The sequence below is a fragment of the Streptomyces sp. NPDC090021 genome (assembly GCF_044748225.1).
Lineage (GTDB): Bacteria > Actinomycetota > Actinomycetes > Streptomycetales > Streptomycetaceae > Streptomyces.
The window spans coordinates 1-16,338 of sequence record NZ_JBIVFO010000039.1 but is presented as its reverse complement, the minus strand read 5'-3'; the positions used below and the strand labels follow the sequence as shown (position 1 = coordinate 16,338).

11 protein-coding genes and 1 pseudogene are annotated in these 16,338 nt (G+C 72.1%); 8 read left to right on the top strand and 4 right to left on the bottom strand.

Going from position 1 to position 16,338, the window contains the following annotated elements; genetic code table 11:
- Positions 1–26: 26 nt before the first annotated feature.
- Positions 27–6,089: a beta-ketoacyl synthase N-terminal-like domain-containing protein gene (locus ACIPXC_RS27310; protein WP_401623472.1), complete on the bottom strand. Its 6,063-nt coding sequence runs from the start codon at positions 6,087–6,089 to the stop codon at positions 27–29.
- 400 nt (positions 6,090–6,489) lie between these two features.
- On the opposite strand from ACIPXC_RS27310, the gene ACIPXC_RS27305 reads away from it, so the two are divergent.
- The 8 genes and pseudogenes from ACIPXC_RS27305 (at position 6,490) to ACIPXC_RS27270 (ending at position 12,442) form a co-directional block, all read left to right on the top strand.
- Positions 6,490–7,248, top strand: a complete 759-nt coding sequence (locus tag ACIPXC_RS27305) for a 4'-phosphopantetheinyl transferase (protein ID WP_401623470.1) — start codon at positions 6,490–6,492, stop codon at positions 7,246–7,248.
- Between the two features lie 202 nt (positions 7,249–7,450).
- Complete coding sequence (locus tag ACIPXC_RS27300) at positions 7,451–8,230, top strand: HipA family kinase (RefSeq protein ID WP_382506817.1); 780 nt, start codon at positions 7,451–7,453, stop codon at positions 8,228–8,230.
- Complete coding sequence (locus tag ACIPXC_RS27295; protein ID WP_401623468.1) at positions 8,227–8,622, top strand: DUF3037 domain-containing protein; 396 nt, start codon at positions 8,227–8,229, stop codon at positions 8,620–8,622. Before ACIPXC_RS27300 ends, ACIPXC_RS27295 begins: the two co-directional genes overlap by 4 nt.
- 10 nt (positions 8,623–8,632) lie before the next feature.
- Positions 8,633–8,896 (top strand): annotated as a pseudogene (locus tag ACIPXC_RS27290) (crotonyl-CoA carboxylase/reductase); the annotation flags it as partial.
- Positions 8,897–9,014: 118 nt separating this feature from the next.
- A complete protein-coding gene (locus tag ACIPXC_RS27285) occupies positions 9,015–9,752 on the top strand; it encodes a TetR/AcrR family transcriptional regulator (RefSeq protein ID WP_401623466.1) in 738 nt (245 codons plus the stop codon).
- Positions 9,749–11,425 carry an MFS transporter gene (locus ACIPXC_RS27280; protein ID WP_401623464.1) on the top strand — a complete coding sequence of 559 codons (1,677 nt, stop codon included), beginning with the start codon at positions 9,749–9,751 and terminating at the stop codon, positions 11,423–11,425. The genes ACIPXC_RS27285 and ACIPXC_RS27280 overlap by 4 nt, the downstream gene beginning before the upstream one ends.
- A gap of 58 nt (positions 11,426–11,483) precedes the next feature.
- Entirely contained in the window at positions 11,484–11,819 is a 336-nt protein-coding gene (locus ACIPXC_RS27275) for a DUF6204 family protein (protein WP_401623462.1), read from the top strand.
- Between the two features lie 65 nt (positions 11,820–11,884).
- On the top strand, positions 11,885–12,442 hold the full coding sequence (locus ACIPXC_RS27270; protein ID WP_401623460.1) for a DUF2087 domain-containing protein: 558 nt from the start codon (positions 11,885–11,887) through the stop codon (positions 12,440–12,442).
- Positions 12,443–12,482: 40 nt separating this feature from the next.
- Here ACIPXC_RS27270 and ACIPXC_RS27265 read toward each other — a convergent pair whose 3' ends face one another.
- The 3 genes from ACIPXC_RS27265 to panD are packed head-to-tail and all read right to left on the bottom strand — an operon-like array spanning position 12,483 to position 15,278.
- On the bottom strand, positions 12,483–13,838 hold the full coding sequence (locus tag ACIPXC_RS27265) for an acyltransferase domain-containing protein (RefSeq protein WP_401623458.1): 1,356 nt from the start codon (positions 13,836–13,838) through the stop codon (positions 12,483–12,485).
- A 35-nt stretch (positions 13,839–13,873) separates the two neighbouring features.
- Positions 13,874–14,833, bottom strand: a complete 960-nt coding sequence (locus tag ACIPXC_RS27260) for a class I SAM-dependent methyltransferase (RefSeq protein WP_401623456.1) — start codon at positions 14,831–14,833, stop codon at positions 13,874–13,876.
- 28 nt (positions 14,834–14,861) lie between these two features.
- On the bottom strand, positions 14,862–15,278 hold the full coding sequence (gene panD / locus ACIPXC_RS27255) for an aspartate 1-decarboxylase (protein WP_401623454.1): 417 nt from the start codon (positions 15,276–15,278) through the stop codon (positions 14,862–14,864).
- Positions 15,279–16,338: the final 1,060 nt, after the last annotated feature.

The window sequence follows — 16,338 nt, the reverse complement described above, 5'->3', positions numbered from 1 at the left end:
GCGTGTTCGGGCCCGGCCGCGCCGGGTTACGGGAAGGTCAGGTCGAGCCGGGCCGAGCGGACCGGCGCGGGGGCCGGTCCGGGTGCGGTGGGCCGGCGCCAGAATCTGCTGCGCCGGTAGGCGGGCTTCGGCAGCGCCGGCCGTCCGGGTTCCCCGGGGGCGCCGGGGCCCAGCAGGACGTGGGCGTTGGTGCCTCCGAAGCCGAAGGCGCTGACGCCCACCCGGCTCCCGGCCGGCAGGTCCGTGACCCGGGTGACGGGGAAGAAGGGCGAGTCGGCGAAGGCGAAGCGCGGGTTGGGCCGGTCGCAGTGCAGGGTGGGCACGAGCCGGCCGTGCCGCAGGATCTGCACCGCCTTGATGAACCCGGCGACGCCCGCCGCGCTGAGCAGGTGCCCCATCGAGCTCTTGACGCTGCCGATGCCGCAGTAGCCGCGGTCCTCGGTGTACGTCCGGTGCACGGCGGTCAGGGCCTGGAGCTCGATCGGGTCGCCGATCATCGTGCCGGTGCCGTGGGCCTCGACGTAGCCGACGGTGCGGGCGTCGGCCCCGGCGCGCTCCAGTACACCGGAGATCAGGGCCCGTTGGGCGCGGCCGCTCGGCGTGGTGTGCCCCATGGTCCGGCCGTCGTTGTTGACGCCCGAGGACTCGATCACGGCCAGCACCCGGTCTCCGTCGTGCAGGGCGTCGTCGAGGCGCTTGAGCAGCACCATGCCGGCGCCCTCGCCCGGCACGAGGCCGTCGGCGGACTCGTCGAAGGTACGGCAGCGGCCGCTGGGCGACAGCGCCTTGCCGGCACTGAGCATGAGGTAGGGCTCCTCGTCGAACAGCAGGTCCACGCCTCCGGCCAGGGCCATCGACGACTCCCCCGCCGCCAGGCTCTGCGCGGCCAGGTGGATGGTCACCAGCGACGAGGAACACGCGCTGTCGACCACGAGGTTCGGCCCCGTCAGGTCCAGGAAGTGCGAGATGTGGGCGGCGACGAAGTTCTGGTTGACGCCGGCGATGTAGGGCCGCTCGGGGGGCTGCAGGTGCGCGCGGTGGTTGCCCGTGCGCGTGCCGACGAAGACGCCGACCGCCCCTCCCCGTACCTCGTCCTCGCGGTACCCGGCGTCCCGCAGGCATTCCACGGACACCTCCAGCGCCTTGCGCGCCAGCGGGTCCAGGTGGCGTGCCCCCTCGGCGTCGAACCCGAAGAACTCCGGGTCGAACAGGGCTGCGTCGTCCAGGAATCCGCCCCATTTGCCTTGGCTGCGTCCCCGTCCGCCGTCCGGGCTGTAGAAGGAGGCCACGTCCCAGCGGTCGGCCGGCACCTCGGTGACCATGTCGCGGCCCGCCAGCAGCGCGTCCCAGAACTGCGCCGGGTCGGCTGCGCCCGGCAGGCGACAGCCCATCCCGATCACGGCGATGGGCGTGGGCCGCCCGTCCGGGAGCGGGGTCGGGAGCGGGGCCTGGACCCGGGGTTCGACCTGGGCCCGCGGTTCGGCCCGGTCCGGCTGTGCCTGCGCCGCGGGGGCGGGCGGGCCGGCGGGCTCGGGTACGAGGGCGGCGGGGGGCGCGCCGAGCGCTGCGGCGAGGCCGCCGAGCGTCGGGTGCTCCTGGAGGAGGCTCGGATCGACCGGGTGGCCGAGGATCTCCTCCAGGTCGCGCACGAGTTCGGCCATCAGCAGCGAGTCCACGCCGATGTCACCGAGCAGGGTGCCGGCACCCAGCAGGCCGGGGTCGACCTTGGTGGTGCGGGCCACGACGGCGTACAGCCAGTCCGGCGCCGCCGCCGGGGCGGACGCGCCGTACGGTGCGGTCTCGGCCGCACCGGCCATGGCCGATGCGGTCGCGGCCGATGCGGTCACCGTCTGCGCGGTCGCCGCCCGCACGGCCACGGCCGGCACCGCCGGGCGCGGTTCCGCAGAGCGCCGCGGTGCCAGGAACAGCTCGTCGGCGGCCACGGCGGCGCGCTCCACCCGGCAGGGCAGGGACACGGGGTCGCCGGGCACCCGCAGGGCGAGGTCGAGCAGTTCCAGAGCGTCGTGGGCGGCGAGGTCGGGGATGCCGAGCGCGCCGCTCGCACTCGTACGCTCCAGCCCCATGCCCACGCCCCGCCACAGGGGCCAGCGCAGGGCGCGCACCACGCACCCGGAGGCGCCGGTGTCGTGGGCGGCGGCGAAGTCGTCGAGCACGCCGTTCGCCGCCGCGTAGTCCAGGTGGCCCGCGGCGAGGGAGGGCAGCGCTCCGGCGACGGAGGAGAACAGCACCATGAGCCGGGGTGGCGTGGACCCGAAGGCCGACCAGAGCACCCGCAGCCCGTCGGTCTTGGGCCGCAGCACCCGGGAGATCTCCTCGGGCGTGCGGGACAGGAAGGACGTGGGCGGGTCCATCACCCCGGCGCAGTGGAAGACGGCGTCGATCCCGCCGGCCTGCTTCCTGACCCGGCCGATCAGCCGGCGCAGGGAGGCGACGTCCTCCAGGGCGTCGGTCCGTACGGTCAGCGTCACCCCTCGCTCGACGAGGGCGAGCAGCGCCGTGAGGCGGGCGCGCAGCACCGGGTCCGTGGCGGGTGCGGCGACGAGGGCGGCCCACTGGTTGCGGACCGGCACCCGGGAACGGCCGACGAGCACGATGTGGCGGGCTCCCCGGTCGGCCAGGTGCGCCGCGAGGCGCAGTCCGATGCCGCCGAGGCCGCCGGTGATGAGCACGGCGCCCCGGTCGACGCCCGCGAGCAGGTCCTCGGCGGCCCGCGCCGGGGCGAAGGCGGCCACGGGCCGGCGGCGGCGCGTGCCCTCGTACCGGATCTCCGTCTCCCGGTCGACGGCGCCGGTCTCGGCCCGGACGGCGGCGGCGAGTTCGGCGGCGCCGCCGTCGACGCGCACGGTGCGGCCGTGAAGGGCCTGGAACTCGCCGGACAGGGAGCGGTAGAAGCCCGCGAGCGCGGAGCGTTCGGCGCCGCTGACGTGGACGCAGCGCAGCCCGACGCGGGGGTTCGAGGTGAGCGTCCGCTGCAGCAGGGCGATGCGCTCGGTGACGAGGGCGCCGGGGGCGGACCAGTCGACGAGGTCGACGATCCCGCCGAGGCCGGCCAGGTCGGGGACGGGATCCCCCGGGACGTGCGCGACGGCGCGTTCCCCGAGCACCGTACGGGCCAGTTCCGGGTCGGTGGTGACGACCAGCAGCCGGCCGGTCTCGCCGGTGTCGGGCGCGGGTGCGTCCGCCCACTCGGTGGTGAGGAGTTCCGCGCCCGCGACGGGTGCCACCCAGTGCTGGTCGCGGCCGAAGGGGTAGGTCGGCAGGGACACGGGCGGTGCGTCCGGGGCCGACCGGGCCGGTTCCGCCCCCTCGGACTGCCCGTTCACGGGCGCGTTCGGCGGGGTGTCGAGTACCGAGGCGAGCCGCGCGGCGAGTTCGCCGAGGTCCGAGGCCTCGACGGCGACGCGGAACGGCAGTGCCGCGCGCCCGGTGTGCAGGGTCCGCGCGATCGACGCGAGCGGCGGGGCGTCCGGTGCGCGGACCGCCTCCAGCAGCCGGGCCACGGCCTCCCGCAGTGCCTGCGGGGTCCGGGCGGAGACGGGCACGACCACCGGAGCGGTCGTGGCGGGGGCCGCCGCCGCGCGGGGACCTTCCTCCAGGACCACGTGCGCGTTGGTGCCGCCCATCCCGAAGGAGCTGACTCCGGCCCGCAGCGGGCCGCCGTCTGCGGGCGACTCCCATGCGCTGCGGTCGCGTTGGAGCCGCAGCGGAGTACCGTCGATCTTGATCATCCGGTTCGGGCGGTTCAGGTTGCGCGCGGCCGGCAGCGTACGGTGCCTCATGGCCAGGATCACCTTGACCATGCCGGCGATTCCGGCGGCCGCCTCCAGGTGGCCGATGCTCGTCTTGACCGAGCCGACCGCGCAGTGCGGCTCGGCGGGCCGGGCGAGACCCCACTGCGCGTAGAGGCGCTCGAACGCGGCGACCATGCCGGAGACTTCGATCGGGTCACCCAGGCGCGTGCCAGTGCCGTGCGCCTCGATGTAGCCGACGGTGCGGGGGTCGACGCCCGCCTCGTTGTAGGCGGCGACGAGCAGGTCGGCCTGCGCGTCCGGGTTGGGGGCGGTGAAGGACTGGGCCTGCCCGCCGTGGTTGACGGCCACGCCGCGGATCACCGCGTGCACGCGGTCGCCGTCGGCCAGTGCCCGGTCCAGCGGCTTGAGCAGCAGGGCGGCGACGCCCTCGCCCCGGACGTACCCGTCCGCGTCCTCGTCGAAGGTGTGGCAGCGGCCGCGCGGACTCAGGACGCCCGTGCGCTGGTAGGCGTGTTGCCGGGCGGGGTCGCACAGGACGTTGACGCCTCCCGCGAACGCCTGGTCGCAGGTGCCGGCGCGCAGCGCGGCGACGGCCTGTGCGACGGCGACCAGGGACGAGGAGCAGAGGGTGTCCACGGCGACGCTGGGCCCGCGCAGGCCGAGTGCGTACGAGACGCGGTTGGCCACCAGGGAGGGTGAGACCGCGACGCTCAGGTGCGGCTCGTCCCGTCCGGCGTGCCGGGCGATCAGCGCGGCGTAGTCGGAGTGGCACACGCCCGCGTAGACGCCGGTGCGGCTGCCGGTGAGCGAGGCCGGATCGCATCCGGCGTCCTCGGCCGTCGCCCACACGGTCTCCAGCAGCAGCCGCTGCTGGGGGTCCATCAGGGCGGCCTCACGGGGGCTGATGGAGAAGAACTCGTGGTCGAAGCCGCGGATGTCGTCGAGCAGGGCCGCCTTGCCGATCAGCCCGGGGTGGTCGGCCGCGTTCCAGCGGTCGGCGGGAACGTCGCGGACGGCGTCCTCGTCGCGGCCCAGGAGGTCCCACAGTTCGGGCACGCTCGGCGCGCCGGGGAACCGGCCGGCCATGCCGATCACGGCGATCGGCAGGGCGGCGCCGTCCGCCGCCGACGGTACGGCGGCCGGCGCTGCCGACGGCGGGGCCGCGGCCGGAACCGGGCGTTCGCCGCGCAGGACGCGGGCCATGGCGGTGACCGTGAACGCCTGGAACAGGGTGCTGGGGTCGATCTCGCAGCCGATCTCGTCCTCGGCGCGTACGGCGGCCTCCGACAGGGACAGGCTGTCCAGTCCGCGCGGGCGCAGGTCGTCGTCGGCGGTCAGCGAGCCTGCGGGCTCCCCGAGCACGGCCTCCAGCAGGGCCAGGAGCCGGTTCTCGAGGTCTTCGGGCAGGGAGGCGCGCGGCGGCTCGGAGGCAGCAGGAGCGGCGGCCCCGATCGCGATCGGGGCCGCGCCGTCGCCCGGGAGGGCCGCGAAGGCCTCGGGCCGGACGAGCCGCTTGACGGTCTCCAGTCGGGCGAGTGTCCGGCCGTCGCGCTCGCGCAGGAGGGAGGAGGTGAGGACCACCCGGTCCCCCGACTCCCGGCGGCACCCGTCCAGGCGGTAGCGCACGGCGTCGGCCAGGTCGCAGTTGCCGAGGTAGACGATGTCCCGGCTGAGGGTGACGGCGTCGACGGCCCACTCGCCTCCGGGCACCACCGACCGTACGTACTTGCGCTCGCCGCGGTCGTTGATGTGCGGGTACGAGGCGAAGTAGAGCAGGCCCGCCGCGTTCACGTCCGCGAAGGGGTTCAGTTCGTACGTGTCGGCGTAGAGGCCGGTGGCGCCGTCGGGCTCCAGCCGGGTCAGGGCCCGGAACTCGTCCTGGAAGTGGCGGTGTTCCGTGCTCGCGTCCGCCACGGGACCGCGGCCTTCGTGCCGCGGGGTGCCGGGGACGAGCCAGTTGCCGGGGCCCCTGCGCACGAAGGAGGTCAGGAGCCGGACGTCGACCGACGTCGTGGGCGTGGCGAAGCGGATGTCGCTGGCGAAGGCGTGCTCGTCGAGTCGGGCGAGCGTGCCGGTCAGTTCTCCCTCGTCGTGCTCGGTGAAGAAGCGGAGGGAGTCCGCGGCGGTGAGCCGGGCACGCGTGAAGGCGGGCAGCAGCCGTTCGCCGCCGGCGTCGGCGAGTTCGGCGACGGGGAGACCGAAGTGCTCGCCGATCAGCGACCAGTGGAGGTCGCCGGCTTCGCGTAACAGCCAGTTCTCGGAGAGGCCGCCGACGGAGAGTGCGGGAAGGCCGAGGACGATCCGGCGGGTCAGCATATGGGTGCCCGTCCGGCCGCAGTGCGCTCGGCGGCCGCTGCGGGCCGGCGTGCAACCCGACCCGGATGCGACCACGACTGATGGCAGCGCTGAATCATCCACATCCCCCGATGCATTTCCCTGAACCTGTCTAGCACACCGGCCACCGAAGTAGTTGACCATTGAAACCACTCCCGCAAGGCCCTGTATAGCACAGTGACCACCGAGGTGGTTGACTACTGAAACTACCCTCGGCCAGGCCCTCTTTCCCGTCACCGGAATTCGAGGACCGGCGAGAATGCATCGTGGATGATCATGCGTGGTTACGCAAGTGGAGGGGGCGCTCGTGTCAGGAATTCCAGAGCCGGATCCCGGCATCCGCCATCCGGGACGGAAACCCGGGCCGACCTGGCCGGATGACGTGAACCCCGTACCCCCCACGGGGCCGGGGCCCGAGCCGTACCCCGTCGCCGGGGGGCCCGGCCTACTCGTCGGTACGCTGCCGGACGTCGAGATCGTGGAACTGTTCGCCGACCCGCCGGACATCCACCTGTACCCGGAGGAAGCGGACAGGGTGAAGCGCGCGGTCGACAAGCGCCGTCGAGAATTCGCCACTGTCCGGCTGTGCGCCCGCACGGCCCTGGCCCGGCTCGGGATGCCACCCGGACCGATCCTCCCCGGTCCCGCCGGGGCTCCGGCCTGGCCCGAGGGCGTCGCGGGCAGCATGACCCACTGCCCCGGCTACCGGGCGGCGGCGGTCGCCAGGACCACGGCGGTCGCCGCGGTCGGGATCGACGCGGAACCGAACTCCGTGCTGCCCAGGGGCGTCGAGAGGATGGTGGCCTCGCCCGAGGAGCGGCGCACCCTGGACCGCCTCACGCTGTCCCATCCCGCCGTGGCCTGGGACCGGCTCCTGTTCAGCGCGAAGGAGAGCACGTACAAGACGTGCTTCCCGCTGATGGGCCGGCTGCTGGATTTCAGCGACTGCACCATCACCCCCGATCCGGAGCAGGGGACCTTCAGCAGCTCGCTGCACGTGCCGGGCCCGGTGGTCGGCGGGCGCCGGGTGAACACCTTCACCGGGCACTGGCGAACCGTCGTCCGGGAGGGCGTCGAGTACGTGGCGACGGGGATCGTCGTACCGGCCGTCCCCGCACCCGCGACGTCCGGTAACCGGTGATGACACCCTGGATTCCGGCCACTGTCGACGAGTGGCTGAAATTCATGGGATGCGGGCGCATTCGCTTGCTGGGTTCCGCAGGAAATCAGCCAATTAACTCGCCGAACCCCCGCGCAGCCGACCCGCACGGGGCCGCCGGGCCAATGGCCGGAACTCGATCACACCCTTGGAGGGCCCATCTTGCGCCAGTAGGGTGATCGACATGCTGCAAGAAGTAAAAGGAACGCAATATTTGACGGCCCTGCGCGAGGGCGGTTCACTCCCCGGTATCGTCGAGGCCGACAATGACGGCACTTATGTCGTCAAGTTCCGGGGAGCCGGCCAGGGAAGCGCGGCTCTCGTCGCCGAGATCGTGGTCGGCGAGCTCGGCCGGCACCTCGGCATCCGGGTCCCCGACCTGGTCCTCCTCGACGTGGACGCCGAACTGGCCCGCCGCGAGCCGGACCAGGAGGTGCAACAGCTCCTCCAGGCCAGCACCGGCCCCAATCTGGCCATGGACTTCCTGCCCGGCTCGGTCGGCTACGACGGCATCGCCTGGCGGGCTCCGGCGGAGGAGTCCGCCCGGATCTACTGGCTGGACGCCCTGACGGCCAATGTGGACCGCACCTGGTCCAACCCCAACCTCCTCATCTGGCACCGCCAGTTGTGGGCGATCGACCACGGCGCGGCGCTGATCTTCCAGCACTCGTGGCCGTCGGTGGACGGCTGGGCCAACCGGGACTACGGACTGGGCTCGCACGTCCTGTCCGAGCGGGTGTCCACGCTGGCTCCCCCGGTCCTCGACGCCCTCGACGCCGAGCTGGCCGCCCTCGTGACGCCGGAGGCGCTGGAGCGGATCCTCGGACTCGTGCCCGACGACTTCCTGGTCACCATGAACTCGGCGAACGGCGCGGACCCGCAAACCCTGCGCGAACGCTACTGCGAATACCTGCTGGCCCGTCTCGCGGGTGAGCGCGCCTGGTGGCCGGAGGTGGCGGCATGAGCACTCATGTCTCGCCCTCCCTCGGTTTCGACTACGCGCTGCTGCAGGCCGTTCCCCGCGTGGACCGCGGCGAGCGGATCAACGTCGGCGCGCTGCTCTACTGCAAGCAGGCCGACTTCCTCGCGGCCGAGATCCACGTCGACGCCGCACGCCTGCGCGCCCTGGACCCCGAGGTCGACCTGACCGGTGTCACCGACGCGCTCGAAGCGATCCGCGCCATCTGCGCGGGCGAGCCGAAGGCCGGCCAGGCCGGAGCCGGCACGCTGCGCTCGCGGTTCGGCTGGCTGACGGCCCCACGCAGCGCGGTCGTCCAGACCGGACCCGTGCACGGCGGCCTCACGGCCGACCCGACGGCCGAACTGGCCCGGCTGATGCACCGTCTGGTGCGCTGAGCCGCCCTCCTCCCACTTCGCGAACTACCGGGAGTCCTGGGAGTCGAACCGGCTGATCTCCAAGGGCAGGATCCACCCCACGCTGTCCAAGGTCTACGCGCTGGAGGACACCGGCCAGGCCCTGTACGACGTCCACCGCAACCTCCACCACGGCAAGGTGGGGGTCCTCGCGCCGGCCCCCGGGGAGGGCCTGGGCGTCCGCGACCACGAACTGCGCGCCCAACACCTCGACGCCATCAACCGCTTCCGGGTCCCGGCACCGGCCTCCGGCTGACCCTGCGACTCGGCCACGGGCTGCCACCACGCCTTCGGGCACCGGTGGCAGCCCGTTCGCATGTGCGCCCCCGCGGCGCGGCCGCCCTCCCTGAATGCGTTTCAGATACATCTCTGTATTGGGATACAGTCTCGTATCTGGGAAGCGCGTCAAGGAGGCGATCACCATCACCAAGCGACTCACCCGGCAGCAGAGCCGGCAGGTCACCCGCGAGCAGATCCTTCAGTCGGCGGCCGCACTCTTCGCCGGCCAAGGGGTCAGCGGCACCTCGGTGGAGCAGATCGTCGAGGCCGCCGGCTACACCCGGGGCGCGTTCTACGGCAACTTCGAGGGCAAGCACGAGCTCGTCCTCGCCCTGCTCGAACAGCGGACCCAGCACGAGCTGGAAGAGATCCAGGCGATGAGCCGCCAGGCGGCCACCTTCGAGGAGATGCTCGACCACCTCCGCTCCTGGCACCGCCGGCGCGACGAGAACCTCGCCAGCTGGCTCGCCCTGCGCACCGAACTCTGGCTCTACGGGCTGCGCGACCCGGAGCTGCTGCCCGTACTGGCGGACCGCGAGCGCCGCTCCCGCGAGGCCATCGCCCAGTCGCTGGAGCAAGGCTTCACCGCGCGCGGCGTGAGCACGCCGGCTCCCGTTGAGCTGCTGGCCCTGATCGTGCACGCGCTGAACGACGGACTGTCCATCCAGCGCGTGCTCTCCCCCGCCGACAGCGGCATGGACTCCGTCGTGGACGTGGTGGAACTCCTGATGAAGTCCTGGACCGCACTCGCCCGCAGCACCGCAACCGCTGCCGAACCCCCCGCGGAACCCACCGCCGAACCCCCGATCGAGAACCTGGAGAAGAACCCATGAACAAGGCAGGGCAGGCAGAAAAGCCGGCGAACGCCGGCCCACCTGCCACCCCCGACGCGCCCGAGCCCGACCCGAAGCGGTGGCTCGCGCTGACCGTCCTGCTGGTCGCCACCTTCATGGACCTGCTCGACGCCAACATCATCACCGTGGCGATCCCGAGCATCCAACGCGACCTCGGCGCCTCGACCGTCGCCATCCAGGCGATGACGGCCGGCTACACCCTGAGCTTCGCGGTCCTGCTGATCACCGGCGGCCGGCTCGGTGACATCTTCGGCCGCAAGCGGATGTTCCTCATCGGCGTCAGCGGCTTCGTCCTCGCGTCCGCCGTGTGTGCCGCGGCGCCCACCACCGAATTACTCGTCGTCGCCCGCGCGCTCCAGGGCCTCACCGCCGCGATCATGGTGCCCCAGGTGCTCGCGCTCATCCACGTCTCCTTCGCCCCCCAGGAGATCGGCCGCGTCGTCAGCCTCTACGCGAGCATGGTCGGCCTGGCCATCGTCTCCGGTCCCCTCATCGGCGGCGCCCTGATCAGCTGGAGCCCGCTGGACCTCGGCTGGCGCAGCATCTTCGTGGTGAACCTGCCCGTCGGCGTGGTGGCCCTGATCGGCGCCGCGAAGTGGATGCGGGAGTCGAGCTCCCCCCACGCGAAGCGCCTGGACATCATCGGCATGCTGCTGGTGATCCTCGGACTGCTGCTGCTCATGGTGCCGCTGACCCTCGGCCGCGAACTCGACTGGCCGCTCTGGAGCGTCGTCTCGCTCGCCTCCGCCGCCCCCGTCCTCGTGCTGTTCGTGGTCTACGAACGCCACAAGACCCGCAAGGACGGCTCGCCGCTGGTGACGCTGGCCCTGTTCAAGGTCCGCGCGTTCGGCGCCGGCATCGGCGTGCAGCTCCTCTTCAGCGCCATCCCCGCCGGCTTCTTCCTCAGCTGGACCCTCTACCTCCAGGCCGGTCTCGGCTGGTCGGCCCTGCACACCGGTCTGACGGCGATCCCGTTCTCCCTGTGCGTGCCGGTCGTCGGCGGTCTCGCCGTCCGCAGGTTCGCCCCGCTCTACGGCCGTTACTGCCTGCTCGCGGGGGCCGTCCTGATGTTCGCGGGCATCGTCTCCTACGCCTGGGCGGCCGACCACTTCGGTACGGACATCACCTCCTGGCACGCGATCCCGTCGATGCTCCTGATCGGCTCCGGCATGGGTCTGCTCATGCCCCCGCTGACGGCGCTGGTCCTCAGGGAGGTCCCGCCGCAGGAGGCCGGCGCCGCCTCCGGCATCATCAACGCCACCGGCCAGCTCGGTGCCGCGCTCGGCGTGGCGGTCCTCGGCAGCCTCTTCTTCGCGGCGCTCGCGGCCAACGCCGGGCCGCAGGCCGAACGGGTCGCCCCCACCGTGCAGTCGGTGTCGCCCCAGCAGGCCGCGGACCTCCAGGACTGCGCGACCGAGGCACTCGGCCAGGACGACCTGGCCAAGGTTCCGGACACGTGCTCCTCCCTGGTGCAGGGCGCCGACGGCGGCACCCGGGATACGATCAATGGCGCGCTCGGCGAGATCCGCGCGAAGACGTTCGTGTCCACCTACAGCGAGACGCTGTACTGGGCGGCCGGTGGCCTCGTCCCGGTCACCGCCCTCGTCCTGCTCCTGCCGCACCACCGGGTCCGGCGGGAGGAAATGGCCTAATGTGCCGCGCCTCTGACGACCAGTCGAACCCGAGAACCACCTCTGGAGACCTCCCATCATGAGCAGCAGTACGACCTACCAGGTCCTCACCCGGGGCAAGTTCGCGCCCCTCGACGAGGAGCAGCGCGCATCGCTGCTCGCCCAGGCCGACAACCACGGCGTGCTCAGCGCCCGGTTCACCGAGGAGGGCACGGTGAACTACGAGCGCGGACTGCACGGGTTCACCTTCCGCGTGCTGATCCCCGCGACCGACGACGACACCGAGGAGCTCGTCCTGTCGCAGGCCGAGGAGCTCGCCGTGGCGGCCGTCGCCAAGCTCGGCGCCGGATGCCTCGACCTGAAGTCGGTCTCCACCGACCTGGCCAGCATCAAGATCAAGCGGAAGGGGCGCTGACCCGAAGGTCCCGGCCGGCGCGGCGCCCGGGCGCCACGCCGGTCCGCACCGGCGGGAACGCGGACATGATGACACCTGACGAATTCACCCTCGTGCTGTCCGACCCGACACTGCGCCGCGTCTTCTCCGCGGTCGCGCTCGGCTCGTCCACCTCGTCCGAGATCCTCAAGGCCGCGGGGCTCGACACCCCGGTGGCGGCCAAGGCCATCGGGCAGCTGACCCGGACGGGTCTGCTCGTGCCCGAGGGGCGCGGCCGGCTCGTCGTCAACGAAGGCGCCCTGGAGGAGGCGGCGCAGACCGCTGCCCGCCGCCGTGAGGAAGAGGCCGCCGCCGAGCAGCCCGACGCCCGGCTGCGCGGCTTCGTACGCGACCGGGTACTGGTGGGTCTGCCCGAAGAGGCCGACCACGAGGCGCGGCGCACGGTGCTGCGGCACGTGGGGGAGGCCACCTTCACCCCGGGCGAGGACTACGACGAGCGCACGGTGACGGAGCGTCTGGAGCCGTGGTGCGAGGGCGGTGTCCTGGACGCCGTGTCCCTGCGCCGGGCCCTCGTCGACCTCGGCGTGCTGCGCCGGGAGGCGGGGCTGTACGGCCTCACCGCCGCTCCGGTCGGCGCCGCCTGACCCGAGGGGCCCCGGCCGGCCGGACGGGGCCCCTCGGGTTTCACTCGCGCCAGGCGGCGCCCCGGCCCGCCGCCGCGGGTACCGGCCGGGGCCGGCGTGCCGCCTCCAGTACGGCGGCCTGGTACGGGGTGAGGGAGCTCGCCCGCTCCTGCGGGAACAGCGCGGCCCAGTCCGGCTCCCGCCCGCAGGCGTACAGGGACCCGAGCGAGGCGAGCATGGAGCGGACCTCGGCCCGCCGCCTGCCGGAGGGCAGCAGCCATCCCTGCCGTTCCCCGTGTTCGAGGGTCTGGCGCACCGGGCTCAACAGCACCGGATGGGCGCTGACCTCAAGGAACACCTCGTGTCCCGCGGCGCCCAGATGCTCCACCGCAGCCGCGAACCGTACCGGTTCCCGCAGGTTGCGCATCCAGTACGCGGCCCCTAGCCCGGCGCCGCGCACGGGCTCGGCCGTCACTGTCGAGTACATCGGCAGGCGGGTGGGGGTCGGCTCCAGGGTGCGCAGGGCGGCGTGCAGGTCCTCGCGCAGCTCCTCCACGTAGTGGCTGTGCGAGGCGACCGTCCCCTTGATCACCCGGCAGTAGACGTCCCGCGCCTCCAGTTCGCCGACGAGCGCGGCGAGCGAGTGCGAGTCCCCCGCCAGGACGGTGGAGCGGGGGCTGTTCTCCCCCGCCACGCTGATCCCGCCGCCGCTCGACTCGGCCACCGCCCGCGCCTGCGCGGGTGAGAGTTCCGTCGTGGCCAGCGCCCCCTTGCCGGAGATCCGGCGCAGCAGCGCGCTGCGCCGGCAGGCGACCGTCATGGCCTCGCGCAGGGTCAGTCCGCCGGCCGTGTGGGCGGCGGCGATCTCCCCCATGCTGTGCCCGACGACCGCGTCGGGTGTGATCCCCCAGCTGCGCCAGAGCGCCGTCAGGGCGATCTGCAGGGAGACCATCGTCGGCTGGAGGACGTCCAGTTCGTCCAGCCGGGCCTCCTCGGCCGGCAGCTCCAGCTGCTCGACGACGGAGAAGCCGGCGAACTCGCCCACCAGCCGGTCGCAGTGGTGCATCGCCTCACGGAACACCGGCTGGTGCACGAGGAGTTCGCGGCCCATCCCGTACCACTGGGCGCCCTGCCCGGCGAAGACGAACACCAGGCCGGGGCGCCGGGCCGTGACCTCGGCCGGGACCCGCCCCACCTCGCCCGCGCAGGCCTCTTCGAGCTGCGTGCGCAGGTCGTCGTACGAGTCGACGACGAAGGCGATCCGGTGGATGCCGGCCGTGCCCGTCGCCGCCTCGTGGCAGTACCGGGCGAGCGAGGGCAGTTCGCGGCCGGCACGGATCCTGTCGATGTGGGCGTACAGCAGGACCCGGAGCAGGTCCTCGCTGCCGGCGGCGACGGCGAACAGTCGTGGACTCATTGTTCCCTCCTTTCGGTTACGGCCGGGGCGGCGGGTCATCGGCGGACGGCGATCCGGTGGCGGTAGCTCTCCATCGGCAGGCCGCTCATCCACGGCACGATGCCCAGCTTGCTGAGCGCCTTGATGGCGGGCGGCGGCTGGTAGCCCGCGAACATGCCGCCGAACATGAGGATCTGGCTGTGCGCTGCGATCTGGCGCACCAGCGGGTTCATGCGCTGCTTGCCGAGAGTGGTGCGGAAGTGGCTGCCGGGTGCCATCCGGCGGCGGACGGCGGCGCGGACCCGGTCCGAGATGTCGTGGTCGGCCGTCCACTCCAGGCCCTCGGTCTCCTCCGCCGTGCGCCGCATGGTCTCCGTGCGCTGCCGGGTGTAGACGTCGATGTGGCTGAGGAAGCCGCCGGGGCGCAGCACGCGTGCCGCCTCGGCGAGGAACCTGCCGAGGTCGGGGTAGGTGTGCGAGCTCTCGATGTTGACGAGCACGTCCACGGAGCCGTCCTCGAAGGGCAGGTCCTCCGCGTCGCCGTGGACGAAGGTGAGCGCGTCGCCCCGGGACAGGGTGGCGGTGGCCCGTGCGACGGCCTTCGGTGACAGGTCCAGGCCGGTCATGCGGGCGCCGGGGGCGATGCGGGAGAGGAGGTTGAGGCCCTCTCCCATGCCGCAGCCGACTTCGAGGACGTGGCGTCCGGCGTAGTCGTCGAGGTCGATGGGGAGCTCGCGCAGGGCGAGGAAGTAGAGCTGCTCGCTGAAGCCGTCGGTCCAGGGCTCGCCGAAGCCGGGCACGCGGGCGCGGATCTCCTCGACGAGGGCGGGGTCGTGCATGCCCCAGTTCCACAGGGCCCCGTGGCCGGAGAGGGTGGCGGCCATGTCGTAGATGGTGGCGCTGGCGGACTTCATGCCGGCGGCGTTCTCACCGCGGCGGGCCGTGCCGGACTCGTCGAGGTTGATGTCCGCGAGACCGCTGGTGAAGGCGGTCATGACGTCAGGGGTGGCACTCATGTGGGTCTCCGGTGAGCGGGGTGGGTGGTCAGGCGGTGACGGTGTCGCCGCGCACCAGGCCGAATCCTTCGGGTACGTCGGCGGGGTCGGTGCCGGTCGTGACGGGTCGGTTGTCGGCGTCGACGAACACCACGCTCGGTTGGTACGAGCGGGCGTGCTCCTCGCTCATGGAGGCGTAGGAGATGATGATGACGAGGTCGCCGGGGTTGACGAGGCGGGCCGCGGCGCCGTTGATGCCGATGACCCCGCTGTCGGCCTCGCCCTCGATGACGTAGGTGCTCAGGCGGGCCCCGTTGTCGATGTCGACGATGTCGACCTTTTCGCCGGGCAACAGGTTCGCGGCGGCCATCAGGGTGGAGTCGATGGTGACGGAGCCCACGTAGTGCAGGTCCGCCTGGGTCACCGTCGCACGGTGGATCTTGGACTTGAACATGGTGCGCAGCAATTCGAGCTCCTGGAGGACGGCTCCCTGCCAGCTTTCTGCAGGTCAAGGGCGTTCTGCACTCTACACCGGCGGGCGTCGGGTCGGAGATCCAAAGGAAAATCCATCGCCTCGGACGAGAAGGCTCCTGGCCTGCACTTCCGTGGGCACCAGGCTGATGTGACGCCGCCGAACAAGGATCGCATCGGACAGCCGGTTCGGAAGGTGGGGGGGCTGATGCTGACCAAGTGCTGACTTCCCTGACGGTTCGTCACGCGGTCTAGGAAGGGCCAGGCCAACTCACTTCCCCTCGGACGCATCTCATGATGCCCGCCGCGATCAATCAACCGACCATGCGCAGGGCATGTCGCACCATTTGCATCCGGGCTGGCTGCTGCACCGCCGCGATGCAACTCCATCAGTCCTTCACTTGCCGCATACGGTGCCAACTCGGTGGCCCCAGCCCCGAACTGGACAAGACCAGGGCCCGCGCGACCACGCAGCACCTGACGGACCAGGCGAGCACCTGCAGTCGTGGGGGTCGATAGAGTCCGATCATGACGTACGTAGTGACCCTCACCTCGGCCCAGATGGCCGAAAATGAATCCGGCTGGCTCGTAGCGGAACGCTTTACGAAAGGGCTTCCCGCAGGGCTCGACACCTCAGACACCGGTACCCGGTTAGCGCTCATGGTGTGCGACAACGACGATACATATGCCACGGATAGCAGCCCCACAGAATTCCCTAGAAACGGCCGCTTCATCACCTGGATCGGATCGGTTCAGCGCTTCAACACCGTGGGACCTGTCGACAGCAGCATCACCATCGATCCCATGCGCAGATGTCCGCGGCCAGTGCCTCTGGACGGTCCCGACGGGATCTTGGCCTCCCTTTCCTCAACGCATCGTTCCCCCGTGGAGCAGGCCCTCTCCGGAAGCGCGGGACACTGCAGCATGGCAACACTCGGCGTGGCGGATGAAGCACACGCGGGGGGGGTGCCCCTATCTGTTTGGTCAACCTCGTCAGGGTCGCTTTATGAGGGTTAATCCCGGTTTTCGGGAACGTCCCGCGAAGCGGGATGTTC